This window comes from Paracoccaceae bacterium Fryx2, assembly GCA_032334235.1.
Classification (GTDB): Bacteria; Pseudomonadota; Alphaproteobacteria; order Rhodobacterales; family Rhodobacteraceae; genus JAVSGI01.
Genome location: JAVSGI010000005.1, coordinates 1991740 through 2004136 on the forward strand (window position 1 = coordinate 1991740; position 12397 = coordinate 2004136).

The following is a 12397-nucleotide window of genomic DNA, read 5'->3' on the forward strand; positions in this document are numbered from 1 at the left end:
AGACCGAAGGACAGACTGCATGACCGATCCCGTTCTGGCGCTGAAAGACGCGCAACTGACACTGCAGGGCAACGCAGGCCCGGTAGAGATTCTGCGCGGCATCACCCTGCGCGTCGAGGCCGGGCAGACGGTCGGGCTGGTGGGGCCTTCGGGGTCGGGCAAATCGTCACTCCTCATGCTGATGGGCGGGCTGGAACGCGCCACCGGGGGGCAGGTGATGGCGCTGGGCCATGATCTCACCGCGATGGATGAAGACGGGCTTGCGCGCTTCCGTCGGGGGAATATGGGGGTTGTGTTCCAGTCCTTCCACCTCATTCCGACGATGACCGCGCTGGAAAACGTGGCGGTGCCGCTCGAACTGGCGGGAATCCGCGATGCCTTTCCGCGGGCGCGGGCAGAACTGGCCGCCGTTGGGCTGGCCAAGCGGATGGATCATTACCCCAGCCAGATGTCGGGCGGCGAGCAGCAGCGCGTGGCGCTGGCCCGGGCCGCCGCGCCGCGGCCCGCCATCGTGCTGGCCGATGAACCTACCGGCAACCTTGACGGCACGAATGGCGCGGCAATCATGGACCTGCTGTTCGGCCTGCGCGACAACCATGGCGCCACGCTGGTGCTGGTGACCCACGCGCCGGAACTGGCGGCGCGCTGCGACCGCGTGGTGCGGCTGGCCGATGGCCGGATCGCGGGCGAAAGCCCGGGTGCGGCCACCCTGCAACGGGTGTCGGCATGAGCGTCCGCCTGGCCGCCCGAATCGCCCGGCGCGAGCTGCGCGGCGGGCTGAAGGGCTTCCGGGTTTTCCTCGCCTGCCTGGCCCTTGGGGTCGCGGCGATTGCCGCCGTCGGCATGGTGCGCACCGCCATCGAGCGGGGGCTGAACGAACAGGGCGCGGTGCTGCTGGGCGGCGACGCGCAGATGGATTTCACCTACCGCTTCGCCAGCGAGACCGAGCGCGCCTATATGGACCGCATCGCCACGCAGGTGTCGGAGGTGGTCGATTTCCGCTCGATGGCAGTCGCGGGCCCTGCGGGGGCCGAGGACCGCGCCCTGACCCAGATCAAGGCGGTGGATGACAATTATCCGCTGATCGGCAGCGTGGGGCTGGACCCGGCGATCCCGCTGGCCGAGGCGCTGGCGGGGGCCGATGGCCTGCCGGGCGCGGTGATGGACCGGGTGCTGGTCGACCGGCTGGGGCTGGAGGTCGGCAGCACCTTCCGGCTGGGCATGCAGGACTTCCGGTTGGGCGCCGTGCTGACGCGCGAACCCGACAGCGCGACGGGCGGCTTTTCGCTGGGCCCGCGCACCATCGTGCGGACCGAAGGGCTGGCGAATTCGGGCCTGATCGAACCGGGCACGCTCTATGAAACCGCATACCGGCTGACCCTGCCCGAAGGGGCCGACCTTGCGACGCTGGAAACCGAGGCCGAAGCCGCGTTCCGCGATGCCGGAATGCGCTGGGCCGACAGCCGCCGCGCCGCACCCGGCGTCGAACGGTTTGTCGAGCGGATCGGGTCGTTCCTCGTGCTGGTCGGGCTGGCGGGCCTTGCGGTCGGCGGGGTCGGCGTGTCGGCGGCGGTGCGCGCCTATCTCGACGGCAAGATTTCCACCATAGCCACGCTCAAGACGCTGGGGGCCGAAGGCGGAACGATCTTTCGCATCTACCTGATCCAGATCGGGGCGCTGGCGGGGCTTGGCGTGTCGCTGGGGCTGGTGCTGGGCGCGGCGCTGCCCTTGCTGATGGCGCCGGTGATCGAGGCGTCGCTGCCCTTCCCCACCGCCTTCGCGCTCTATCCCCGGCCGCTGCTGGAGGCCGCGTTCTACGGCCTGACCACGGCGTTCCTGTTCACACTCTGGCCGCTGGCGCGCACCGAATCGGTCCGCGCGGCGGCGCTGTATCGCGGGGCGGGCAAGACGGGCTGGCCGCGCTTGCCCTACGGGTTGGCGATGCTGGCACTGGCGGGCGCATTGCTCGGCGGCGCGGTGCTGTTTTCCGGCACGCTTGCACTGGCGCTGGGCACGGCGGGCGGCATTCTGGGCGCGCTGCTGGTGCTGGCGCTGGCGGCCTATGGCCTTCGCCGTGTCGCGCGGCGGCTGTCGCGTAGCACGGCGATGCACGGCCGCACCGGCCTGCGGCTGGCGCTGGGCGCGATCGGCGGGCCGCGCGCCGAGGCGGCCTCGGTGATCCTGTCGCTGGGGCTGGGCCTGTCGGTGCTGGCCGCGGTGGGCCAGATCGACGCCAACCTGCGCGCCGCCATCGACCGCGACCTGCCCGCCCGCGCGCCGTCCTACTTCTTTGTCGACATCCAGAACGACCAGATAGAGGGCTTCCTGAAGCGGGTTCAGGACGATCCGGCCGTGTCTAAGGTCGAAAGCGCCCCGATGATGCGCGGCGTGATCACCCAGATAAACGGCAGGCCCGCGCGCGATGTGGCGGGCGAGCACTGGGTGGTGCGCGGCGATCGGGGCGTGACCTATTCCGCCACCCCGCCTGACAACGCGACCATCACCGCAGGCGAATGGTGGCCCGCCGACTACACCGGCCCGGCGCAGGTGTCCTTCGCAGCCGAGGAAGCCGGGGAAATCGGCCTGAATCTTGGCGACACCCTGACGGTCAACATCCTCGGCCGCGACATCGAAACCACGATCACCAGCTTCCGCAACGTCGATTTCTCGACCGCCGGGATGGGCTTCGTGATGTCGCTGTCGCCATCCGCCGTGGCAGGCGCGCCGCATACCTTCATCGCCACGGTCTACGCGACCGAGGAAGCCGAGGCGCCGATTCTGCGTGATCTGGCGACGGCCTACCCCAACATCACCGCGATCCGGGTGCGCGATGCCATCGACCGCGTGACCGAGGCGCTGGGCGCCATTGCCACTGCAACCGCCTGGGCTGCGGCGGCAACGCTGGTCACCGGCTTTGTCGTTCTGATCGGCGCGGCGGCGGCAGGCGAACGCGCCCGGATCTACGAGGCGGCGGTGCTGAAAACTTTGGGTGCCACACGCGCGCGCATCCTTGCGAGCTTCGCGCTGCGCTCGGCGCTGCTGGGGGCCGCGGCGGGCAGCGTGGCCATTGCAGCAGGCGGCATCGCGGGCTGGGCGGTCATGACCTTCGTGATGGAGGCCGACTATGCCTTCGAGCCGGTCTCGGCGCTGGCGATCGTGCTGGGCGGCATTCTGGCGACCCTGGTCGCGGGCCTTGCCTTCGCGCTGCGCCCGCTGGCCGCCCGCCCGGCGCAGGTGCTGCGCAGCGAGACCTGAACGGAGGGCGGGACGGGCATCGAATTTTCTACGAAAATTCCTTTGCCTGCCCGCCTGCCCGCCTGATCCCGCGGAGAGGTTCGAATTTTCGTAGAAAATTCGTGGTCACTCAGCGCCAGTCGAAGAACCCCTGCGGTGCCCGCGCCAGCAACTGCTCGGCCAGATCGACCCCCAGCGCCGCGCCGTCCGACACCGCACCGCGCACCTCGCCCGCAATCGCCTCGGTGCCGTCGGGGCGCAGGATCTCGCCGCGCAGCCACAGCGCGTCGCCCTCCAGCACCGCCAGCCCGGCGATCGGTGTCTCGCACGACCCGTCGAGCCGCTTCAGGAACGCCCGTTCCGCCGCCAGCCGCCAGCCGGTCGGCGCGTCATGTATTGCGGCCAGCATCGACTCGGTCCGCGCATCCACGCTGCGCCGTTCGATCCCGATGGCGCCCTGCGCAACGGCGGGCAGCATCTCGTCCACCGCGATGGCGGAACGCGCCATGTGCGCCATGCCCAGCCGGTTCAGGCCCGCCATGGCCAGGAAGGTCGCCACCGCCACGCCTTCCTCCAGCTTCTTCATCCGGGTCTGCACGTTGCCGCGAAACTCCACCAGCTTCAGGTCCGGCCGCCGCAGCGCAAGTTGCGACCGGCGGCGCAGCGACGACGAGCCCACCGTCGCCCCCTGCGGCAGTTCCGCCAGCGTCGCCACCCCGGGCGACACGAAAGCGTCGCGCACATCCTCGCGCGGCAGATAGCAGTCCAGCAGCAGGCCCTCGGGCTGCACCGTCGGCATGTCCTTCATGGAATGCACCGCGATGTCGATGCCGCCATCGAGCAGCGCCTCCTCGATCTCGCGGGTGAACAGGCCCTTGCCGCCGATGTCCTTCAGCGCCCGGTCCAGCACCTGATCGCCCGTCACCTTGATGACCACGATCTCGAACGCCGCCTCCGGCAGATCGAAGGCCGCCATCAGGCTGCGCCTTGTCTCATGCGCCTGCCACAGGGCAAGCGGCGAGCCACGGGTTCCGATTTTCAGGGGTTCGGCGGGGGAGGGCATGTGCTGTGTCATGCGCAAGACTTACATGTGTCATCTTCGCCTGACAACTCCCGCCATATTGACAAGCCGCCGCAGCCGCGCAAGTCAGGGGGCAACCAGAGGAGCTTTCCATGACCAAGACCATCCTGCGCGCCCTGAAGGGTGAAACCCTCCCGACGCCGCCGATCTGGATGATGCGTCAGGCAGGCCGCTTCCTGCCGGAATACCGTGCCACCCGGGCCCAGGCGGGCGACTTCCTGTCGCTGTGCTACAATTCCGAGCTGGCGGCCGAGGTCACGCTGCAGCCGATCCGCCGCTACGGCTTCGATGCCGCCATCGTGTTTGCCGACATCCTGCTGTTGCCGCAGGCGCTGGGCGCCGACCTGTGGTTCGAAACCGGCGAGGGGCCGCGGCTTTCGACCATCACCACCATGGCGGGCGTCACCGCGCTGAAACCGGCCGATGCGGTGCATGAGCACCTCGCGCCGATCTACGAAACCATCCGCATCCTGCGCCGCGAACTCCCGTCCGAGACGACGCTGATCGGCTTTGCCGGCAGCCCCTGGACGGTGGCGACCTACATGATCGCGGGCCGCGGCTCCAAGGACCAGGGCGCCGCCCATGCCCTGAAAGACACCGACCGTGCCACGTTCGAGGCGCTGATCGACCGCATCACCGATTCCACCATCGAATACCTGTCGATGCAGGTCGAGGCCGGGGCCGAAGTGATCAAGCTGTTCGATTCCTGGGCCGGCAGCCTGAAACATCAGGATTTCACCGATTTCGCGGTAAAGCCCGCCGCGAAGATCATCGCCGAGCTGAAGCACCGCCACCCCGGCCTGCCGATCATCGCCTTCCCGCGCGAGGCGGGGGCGGGCTACATCGGCTTTGCCAAGGCCACCGGCGCCGATTGCGTGGCGATCGACAATTCCGTGACGCCGGAATGGGCGGCCGAGAATGTCCAGCCCGACGGCTGCGTGCAGGGCAACATGGACCCGCGCCACATGGTCACCGGCGGCGCGGCGCTCGACGAGGCGACGCGGCGGGTGGTGAAGGCCTTCTCGGGCGGGCCGCACATCTTCAACCTCGGCCATGGCATCACCCCTGATGCCGACCCCGAGAACGTGACGCGGATGATCGAGGTGGTGCGCGGCCTGCGCTGAGGCGGGCTTTCGCCACCCCCGCTGGTTTGCGCTTGCAGCCCCCCGCCGCAGGGCCGATCATTCGGCCCTGACCGGATGGAGGCCACCTTGCGCCAGATACTGATTGCCCTGCTCGCCACCCTCGCCCCCCTCGGGGCGATGGCCGCACCCACCGAATGCCAGACCTCGGTCAGCGGGATCAAGGTGCAGCACTGGTACGACCCGACAGAATCAGTGATCAAACAGAACCGCAGCACCCGAGAGCGGATCTTCGGCGGCTACGGCGACATCACCTGCCCCGGCTACGTCACCCTGCGCGAAATGACTCGCGAGCTGACCGACGACCAGCGCGGCGTGTTCTGCCTGAACTATGACAAGGACCGCAAGACCTACCTCGGCTTCGCCCAAGGCCCCCGCGATGCCTGGCTGACCTGCACCGAACCGTCCAAATCCTTCTGCGAACGGGTCAATAACTCGAAGGACGCGGCGCTGGAGATCACCGGCCTCGGCGGCGGCAATGCCGTCGGCAAGGTCGCAACGGCGGGCGTCAACGTGGTGACGGGGAATTCCGGCGCGGTCATCCTGTCGGGGTCGGGCGGCTACGTCGCCAGCACGCTGAGCAGCCTCGGCACCACCGCGTTTTCGGTTCTCACCGCCCCCGCCACCCTGACCGCCGCCGCCGTCACCGTGGTCGCGGTGGGCGGGGCGGTGTATGTCTGCAGCGAATAGCGCATTCATCTTGGCCCAAATATCCCCGCCGGAGGCTCCGCCTGCAGGATCAGGTGCCCCGCATCAGGTCCATTTCGCCACCGGCGGCAGGCTCATCAGCACCGCATTGGCGTCATGCCCGGTTTCCAGCCCGAACTTGGTGCCCCGGTCATAGACCAGATTGTATTCGGCATAGAGCCCGCGATGCACCAGTTGCGCCTCGCGGTCGGCCTCGGTCCAGGGCGTATCGCGACGCTTTTCGGTCAGCGGCACGAAGGCGGGCAGGAAGGCGCGGCCGATATCCTGGGTGAAGGCGAAATCCGCCTCCCAGTCGCTGGTGTTCAGGTCGTCGTAGAATACCCCGCCGACCCCGCGCGCCCGGCCCCGGTGCGGCACGAAGAAGTATTCGTCGGCCCAGGCCTTGTATTTCGGGTAGCGCGCCGGGTCATGCGCGTCGCAGGCGGCCTTCAGCACGCCATGGAAGAACGCGGTATCCTCGGGGTATTCCAGACAGGGGTTCAGATCGGTGCCGCCGCCGAACCACCAGGCGCCCGGCGTCCAGAACATCCGCGTGTTCAGATGCACCGCCGGGGCATGCGGGTTCTGCATATGGGCCACCAGCGACACGCCCGACGCCCAGAAGCGCGGGTCGGCCGCCATCCCGGGTACGCCGCGCGCGGTCATCGAGCGTTGCGCCTTGTCGCCCAGCGATCCATGCACCTCCGAGACGTTGACCCCGATCTTCTCGAACACCCGGCCGCCGCGCATCACGCTCATCAGCCCGCCGCCGCCGCCGTCGGCGCGGGTGGTCGGCGTCACCTCGAACCTGCCGGGGGTGCCTTCACCTGCGTGGCTGTCCTCCAGCCCCTCGAACGCCGCCACGATCTGGTCGCGCAAGCTGCGGAACCAGGCCGCCGCGCGGATTTTCTTCGCGTCGAAGTCTTCGGTCATCGGGGCCTCCCTCGGCAGTTTTTTCCTTGCTAGCAGTTTCAGCCAAACCCCGCCAGCATCCCGACATTCCGGTAGCTCCGCCGCCCTTCGGGGCGTAGACTGACCCCGAAGCCGGAGGCCGCCATGAAACATGCCCTGATCCTAGCCCTGTCGCTGCCGCTGGCCCTTGCCGCCTGCGGCACCCCGCAGCAGAACTGCATCGCCGGGCAGACCCGCGACCTGCGGGTGGTGGACCGGCTGATCGTGGAAACCCAGCAGAACCTGTCACGCGGCTACGCGCTGGAGGAGGTGACGGTCCTGCGGCCGCAATGGGTGCAGTGCTACCCGCGCGCCGCGACGCCGGGCAACCCGACACCGCCGCCGCGCATGTGCATGAGGAACCGGCCCGACACCGTGACCCGGCCGCAAGCCATCGACCTTGATGCCGAGGCGCGCAAGCTTGCCTCGTTGCAGACCAAACGCGCGCAACTGGCCCGGGCGGCCGCACCCGCCATCGCGCAATGCCGGGCGCTGCACCCGGAATGACTGCGCCGTGATCAGTGCGCCGGGGCCGCGACCGGGTCGAGCAGGCTGCGCCCGCCATCGACCGTCAATATCTGACCGGTGATGAACCCCGCAGCGTCCGAGGCGAGGAACTGCACCGTCTCGACCAGTTCCGCCGGGGCCGCGATGCGGTGCAGCGGCGTGCCGTCGGTGATCACCGACCGGTAGGCGGGGTTGTCCTTCAGGATCATCTGCAGGCTGGCGCTCATCACCGACCCGAAGGCCACGGCATTGACCCTGATACCCTTGGGCGCCAGCGCCACCGCCATTGACCGCGTCATCTGGTCCACCGCCGCACAGCTGATCGAATAGCCCATCAGCCCGTTCTGGGTGCGCTGCGCCGCGATCGACGACATGTTGATGATGGTGCCGATCATGCCCTTCGATTCGGATTTCTCGGCCTGTGCGATCATCCGCCGGGCGGTCATCTGCGACATGCGCAGGCTGGTCATCAGGTTCTGCTGCAGCAGCTTTTCGACGCCGTCCTCCTCGATGCACAGCGAATCGGCGATCACCATCTGGCGGCTGGCGTTCACCAGGATGTCGACCCGCTCGAACGCGTCCATCGTGGCCGACAAAAGGTTGGTGATCGTCAGCTTTTCGCGCAGGTCGCCCGCGAACATGCGCAGCGCACCCTCGGCGCGGGCTTCCTCGCCCACTTCGGCGTCAAGCCGGTCCTCGTCCATGTCGGCGAACATCACGTTCGCGCCCTTGTCGAGGAAATGCCGGGCTATGGCGTGGCCGATGCCGCTGGCGGCCCCGGTGACGATGGCGGTCTTGCCTGCGATGGAAAGCGACATGTTCGGTCCTTGCTCAGCGCCGCGCCCGTTCGGGGCGAGCAGCGCGGGTCAGCCTGAAAGCGGCATCGCCGCCGATGTCTTCTACCTCGCGGAACAGCGCCGCCAAGGGCTTACCATAGGGCAAGTGCCGGTTTGCCACCAGCCAGAGCGTGCCGTGCGGCGCCAGCATCCGCGCGGCGGCGGCGAGGAAGGCCTGCCCCAGCGCCGGATCGGCCTCGCGGGCCGCGTGAAACGGCGGGTTGCACACCACGGCATCGACCGGGCGATCCGGGCGGAAGCCGGCCGCATCTGCCCAGTGGAATCGCGCCCGCAGGTCGGTCACGTTCAGCCGCGCGCACTCCAGCGCCGCGGCTTCGGCCTCGACCAGATCAAGCTGGGTCACCCCTTCGCGCGCCAGCACGGCCCGCGCCAGATAGCCCCAGCCCGCGCCCAGGTCGACCACCCGGCCCGGCATCCTTGCAGGCAGCGCCGCCGCCAGCAGCGCCGAGCCGCGGTCGGGGGCATCGGCGGAAAACACGCCCGGCAGGGTCTGGAAGCCGCCCTCGATGGTCTGCAACCGCGCGGCCCAGTCTTCCATCCCCGGCCCGGCGGCAAAGCCGAAGATCCGGCCATGCGCCTTGGCGACAGGTTCCGAAACCGGGCGGCGCGCCGCCAGATCACGGTGGACAGCCTCGATCCCGTCGGTCTTCTGGCCATCGACCAGCACCAGCCCGCCGGGCACGACCGAGGCCGCCGCCTCGGCCAGCAGGGCGTGGGCCTCGGCCTTGGCGCGGGGCAGGCAGACCAGCGCCGCCGCGTGCCCCGGCCCGCCGGTCACCGCCACCTGGTAACCTGCGGCCACAAAGGCGTCATGGTCGGGGCGGAAGCCCTGCACCACCAGCACCCGGTCCTTGGGCAGGGCCGACAGGTCATCGCCTGCCCGTGGCCGGTAAACGGCAATGCTGCCCGTTTCGGGCAGGACGAACGCGCCGCTATCCAGCGCAAGGGTCAATCTGGCAGATCGCATGGGCGGCCGCGTGCGGCCAGAGTTCCTTCTGACGCGGCCTTGTCCCGGCCGTTGACGCGGTAGACCAGAGGCGGCCTATTCCTTTTCCATCGTGCATTGCAGCGGATGCTGGTGGCGGCGGGCAAAATCCATCACCTGCGCCACCTTGGTTTCCGCCACCTCGAAGGAAAACACGCCGACCACCGCCAGCCCCTTCTTGTGGACCGTCAGCATGATCTCGAACGCCTGCGCGTGGTTCAACCCGAAGAACCGTTCCAGCACATGCACGACGAATTCCATCGGGGTGTAGTCGTCGTTCAGCAGCAGCACCTTGTAGAGCGGCGGGCGCTGGGTCTTGCTGCGGGTCTTGGTCAGGATCGAGGTTTCGTCATCTCGCCCGCCGCCCTTGCCGCCGCCATCCGTGCCGGACATCTGAAAGGGGCGAAAGATCACGGGGAAAGCTCCGTCTTGCTGGAGAGTCGGGGTGTTGGTATCGGAACAATATAGCGGTTTTTGGCGGTTGGAAAAGGGGGGCGGCCCGAAATGCGAAAGGCGGGCTTGATCGCCGCCGTCCCTTTGGGCAAGTCTGCCACAACGAGGACGCCATGACCCACCCGCGCTTTGACCTGATCGGCTTCGATGCCGATGACACGCTCTGGCAGAACGAGACGTTCTTCCGGCTGACGCAGGACCGCTTTGCCCGGTTGCTGGCCGATCATGCCGACCCCGACCACCTGCACGACCGCCTGCTTGCGGCAGAACGCCGCAACATCGGCCACTACGGCTTTGGCATCAAGGGCTTCGTGTTGTCGATGATCGAGACCGCCATCGAGGTCACCGACCAGCGCGTGCCCGCCCCGGTGATCGCGGAAATCATCGCCGCCGGGCGCGAGATGCTCGACCACCCGATCGAGCTTCTGCCCCACGCGCGCGAGGCGGTGACGGCGCTGGCCCGCACGCATCGCGTGCTGCTGATCACCAAGGGCGACCTGATGGATCAGGAACGCAAGCTGGCGCAGTCGGGCCTGGGCGACCTGTTCCACGCCGTGGAAATCGTGTCGCACAAGACCCCGGCCACCTATGCGACGATCTTTGCCCGCCACGGATCGGGGCCGGAACAGGCGCTGATGGTCGGCAACTCGCTGCGCTCCGACGTGCTGCCGGTGATCGAGGCCGGGGGCTGGGGCGTGCATGTCCCCCACGGCCTGACCTGGGCGCTGGAGGCCGCCGATCCGCCGCTGGGCCACCCCAGATTCCATGCGCTGCCCGATCTGGGCGGCCTTGCCGCGCTGGTGGCCGCGCTGGACCACGACACCCATGATGTGGGGGGTTGATGGCCCCATTTCCCCAACATTTTGCCACCCCGCATAAAGAACGCGCGAAAACCCTTTGAAAATAGGGGGTTTTCCTGAATGCTCCACCATGCTAGGCTTTCACAGCAGTAAAAGCCCCATCAAAAAACCGGGGCGGGACGAGAGGCAGTATCCATGACCAGCGACGTGACATCGCTTGTTGGGCGGTTTGTCCGCAATTTACTATTGGTGGCCTGCTTCGGCCTGATAACGGCTTGCGCCAGCAGCCCGTCGAGGGCGGCCCCCTACGCCGCCATCGTGATGGATGCCCGCACCGGCGAGACGCTCTATTCCAAGAACGCCGACGCCCGCCTGCACCCCGCCTCGCTGACCAAGATGCTGACGCTCTACATCGCGTTCGACGCCATCGAACGGGGCGAGCTTTCGCTTGACACCATGGTGACCGTGTCGAAGAACGCGGCTGCCGAACCCCCTTCGCGGCTGGGTCTGAAGGCCGGGCAACGCATCGCGATGCGTCACCTGATCCGCGCGGCGGCGGTGAAATCGGCCAACGATGCCGCCTCTGCCATCGGCGACCACATCAGCGGGTCCGAGGAGAAATTCGCGGCCCGCATGAACCGAACCGCCAAGGCGATCGGCATGAAGAACTCGACCTTCCGCAACGCCAACGGGCTGACCCGTGAAGGCCATCTGTCCACCGCGCGCGACATGAACACGCTGGGGCGGCGGCTGTTCTACGATTTCCCTCAATATTACAACATCTTCTCGCGCCGGTCGACCGATGCGGGGCTGGCCGAGGTCAACAACACCAACCGCCGCTTCCTCGATGCCTACAAGGGTGCAGACGGCATCAAGACCGGCTACACCGTGGCTGCGGGCTTCAACCTGACCGGCTCGGCGGAACGCGGGAACACCCGCATCATTGCCACCGTGTTCGGCGGAACCTCGACGGCGCAGCGCAATGCCAAGATGGCCGAGCTGCTGGACATCGGGTTCAAGTCGGCCCCCGCCAACGCCCCGACCAAGAAGCCGGGCCCCCCGGTCTACGAGGCCGCCCCGCCCGAAGAGGCGCTGATGGCCGAAGCCGATGAAGGCGAAGGCAGCGGCAAGGCGATCTCGCCCGGCAAGACCATCCGGATGATCATGGCCGTCGACAGCTCGCCCCGGCCGCGCGGCCGCCCCGGCCAGGCCACAGCGGCGGCAGAGGCTGTGAACTCCATGCAGGCGGGCATCGCGGGTGCCCTGGCCGAAGCAACGGGGGCAGCGCCCGAAGTCTTCGCCGCGCTGGAACCGCAGGCCGAGAATGTGCAGTCGCTGGCCGCATCCGGCCAGCCGGCCCCCCGCCCGGCAGCGGCGGCCGCCGCCACCATCATCTTCACCGCGCCCGAGCCGGTGCCGGTGCCCAGCGAACCCGAGGTTGTCACCCGCATGTCGACCTCTGGCGGGCGGCACTGGGGCATCAATCTGGGCCGCTACCCGTCGCATGGCGTCGCGGAACGGATGCTGATGAAGACCATGCTGTCCGAAAGCGCCACGCTGAACGACGGACTGCGCAAGATCGTCCAGCGCGGTGGCGGTTATGACGCGAACTTCATGGGGCTGACGCAGGAACAGGCCGACCTCGCCTGCCGCCGCCTGCAGGCCCGCGCGGTGCAGTGTTTCGCCATCGGGCCGTAAGG

Annotated in this window: 12 protein-coding genes; 7 read left to right on the plus strand and 5 right to left on the minus strand. The window is 68.3% G+C overall.

Annotated elements, in window-relative coordinates; genetic code table 11:
• Positions 1 to 19 precede the first annotated feature (19 nt).
• Entirely contained in the window at positions 20 to 730 is a 711-nt protein-coding gene (locus RNZ50_18890) for an ATP-binding cassette domain-containing protein (GenBank protein MDT8857060.1), read from the plus strand.
• Positions 727 to 3255: an FtsX-like permease family protein gene (locus RNZ50_18895; GenBank protein ID MDT8857061.1), complete on the plus strand. Its 2529-nt coding sequence runs from the start codon at positions 727 to 729 to the stop codon at positions 3253 to 3255. Before RNZ50_18890 ends, RNZ50_18895 begins: the two co-directional genes overlap by 4 nt.
• 109 nt (positions 3256 to 3364) lie before the next feature.
• Here the strand turns inward: RNZ50_18895 and hemC are convergent, their stop codons facing one another.
• Entirely contained in the window at positions 3365 to 4309 is a 945-nt protein-coding gene (hemC, locus tag RNZ50_18900; protein ID MDT8857062.1) for a hydroxymethylbilane synthase, read from the minus strand.
• Between the two features lie 98 nt (positions 4310 to 4407).
• Between hemC and hemE the strand changes: the two genes are divergently transcribed.
• A complete protein-coding gene (gene hemE, locus RNZ50_18905) occupies positions 4408 to 5439 on the plus strand; it encodes a uroporphyrinogen decarboxylase (protein ID MDT8857063.1) in 1032 nt (343 codons plus the stop codon).
• Positions 5440 to 5526: 87 nt separating this feature from the next.
• Complete coding sequence (locus tag RNZ50_18910) at positions 5527 to 6147, plus strand: hypothetical protein (protein ID MDT8857064.1); 621 nt, start codon at positions 5527 to 5529, stop codon at positions 6145 to 6147.
• Positions 6148 to 6210: 63 nt separating this feature from the next.
• Here RNZ50_18910 and hemF read toward each other — a convergent pair whose 3' ends face one another.
• The gene (hemF, locus tag RNZ50_18915) at positions 6211 to 7077 is read right to left on the minus strand and encodes an oxygen-dependent coproporphyrinogen oxidase (protein MDT8857065.1); all 867 of its coding nucleotides are present in this window, start codon (positions 7075 to 7077) and stop codon (positions 6211 to 6213) included.
• A 123-nt stretch (positions 7078 to 7200) separates the two neighbouring features.
• On the opposite strand from hemF, the gene RNZ50_18920 reads away from it, so the two are divergent.
• Positions 7201 to 7602: a hypothetical protein gene (locus tag RNZ50_18920; GenBank protein ID MDT8857066.1), complete on the plus strand. Its 402-nt coding sequence runs from the start codon at positions 7201 to 7203 to the stop codon at positions 7600 to 7602.
• Positions 7603 to 7613: 11 nt separating this feature from the next.
• Here the strand turns inward: RNZ50_18920 and RNZ50_18925 are convergent, their stop codons facing one another.
• The 3 genes from RNZ50_18925 to clpS form a co-directional block, all read right to left on the minus strand.
• Positions 7614 to 8420, minus strand: coding sequence for an SDR family oxidoreductase (locus RNZ50_18925; protein ID MDT8857067.1), 807 nt, complete (start codon positions 8418 to 8420; stop codon positions 7614 to 7616).
• 13 nt (positions 8421 to 8433) lie between these two features.
• Positions 8434 to 9426 carry a methyltransferase gene (locus RNZ50_18930; GenBank protein MDT8857068.1) on the minus strand — a complete coding sequence of 331 codons (993 nt, stop codon included), beginning with the start codon at positions 9424 to 9426 and terminating at the stop codon, positions 8434 to 8436.
• A 75-nt stretch (positions 9427 to 9501) separates the two neighbouring features.
• Positions 9502 to 9837, minus strand: coding sequence for an ATP-dependent Clp protease adapter ClpS (gene clpS, locus RNZ50_18935; protein MDT8857069.1), 336 nt, complete (start codon positions 9835 to 9837; stop codon positions 9502 to 9504).
• Between the two features lie 173 nt (positions 9838 to 10010).
• On the opposite strand from clpS, the gene RNZ50_18940 reads away from it, so the two are divergent.
• Both RNZ50_18940 and RNZ50_18945 read left to right on the plus strand, forming a co-directional pair.
• Positions 10011 to 10739: an HAD family hydrolase gene (locus RNZ50_18940; GenBank protein MDT8857070.1), complete on the plus strand. Its 729-nt coding sequence runs from the start codon at positions 10011 to 10013 to the stop codon at positions 10737 to 10739.
• Between the two features lie 153 nt (positions 10740 to 10892).
• Positions 10893 to 12395 carry a serine hydrolase gene (locus RNZ50_18945; protein ID MDT8857071.1) on the plus strand — a complete coding sequence of 501 codons (1503 nt, stop codon included), beginning with the start codon at positions 10893 to 10895 and terminating at the stop codon, positions 12393 to 12395.
• Positions 12396 to 12397: the final 2 nt, after the last annotated feature.

What these genes read in the sequence shown, in the direction of transcription:
- RNZ50_18925 (MDT8857067.1), bottom strand. Translation starts at nt 8,420, where the DNA reads ATGTCGCTTTCCATCGCAGGCAAGACCGCCATCGTCACCGGGGCCGCC.
- RNZ50_18945 (MDT8857071.1), top strand. Translation starts at nt 10,893, where the DNA reads ATGACCAGCGACGTGACATCGCTTGTTGGGCGGTTTGTCCGCAATTTA.
- hemF (MDT8857065.1), bottom strand. Translation starts at nt 7,077, where the DNA reads ATGACCGAAGACTTCGACGCGAAGAAAATCCGCGCGGCGGCCTGGTTC.
- RNZ50_18940 (MDT8857070.1), top strand. Translation starts at nt 10,011, where the DNA reads ATGACCCACCCGCGCTTTGACCTGATCGGCTTCGATGCCGATGACACG.
- hemE (MDT8857063.1), top strand. Translation starts at nt 4,408, where the DNA reads ATGACCAAGACCATCCTGCGCGCCCTGAAGGGTGAAACCCTCCCGACG.
- RNZ50_18920 (MDT8857066.1), top strand. Translation starts at nt 7,201, where the DNA reads ATGAAACATGCCCTGATCCTAGCCCTGTCGCTGCCGCTGGCCCTTGCC.
- RNZ50_18930 (MDT8857068.1), bottom strand. Translation starts at nt 9,426, where the DNA reads ATGCGATCTGCCAGATTGACCCTTGCGCTGGATAGCGGCGCGTTCGTC.
- hemC (MDT8857062.1), bottom strand. Translation starts at nt 4,309, where the DNA reads ATGACACAGCACATGCCCTCCCCCGCCGAACCCCTGAAAATCGGAACC.
- RNZ50_18890 (MDT8857060.1), top strand. Translation starts at nt 20, where the DNA reads ATGACCGATCCCGTTCTGGCGCTGAAAGACGCGCAACTGACACTGCAG.
- RNZ50_18895 (MDT8857061.1), top strand. Translation starts at nt 727, where the DNA reads ATGAGCGTCCGCCTGGCCGCCCGAATCGCCCGGCGCGAGCTGCGCGGC.
- clpS (MDT8857069.1), bottom strand. Translation starts at nt 9,837, where the DNA reads ATGTCCGGCACGGATGGCGGCGGCAAGGGCGGCGGGCGAGATGACGAA.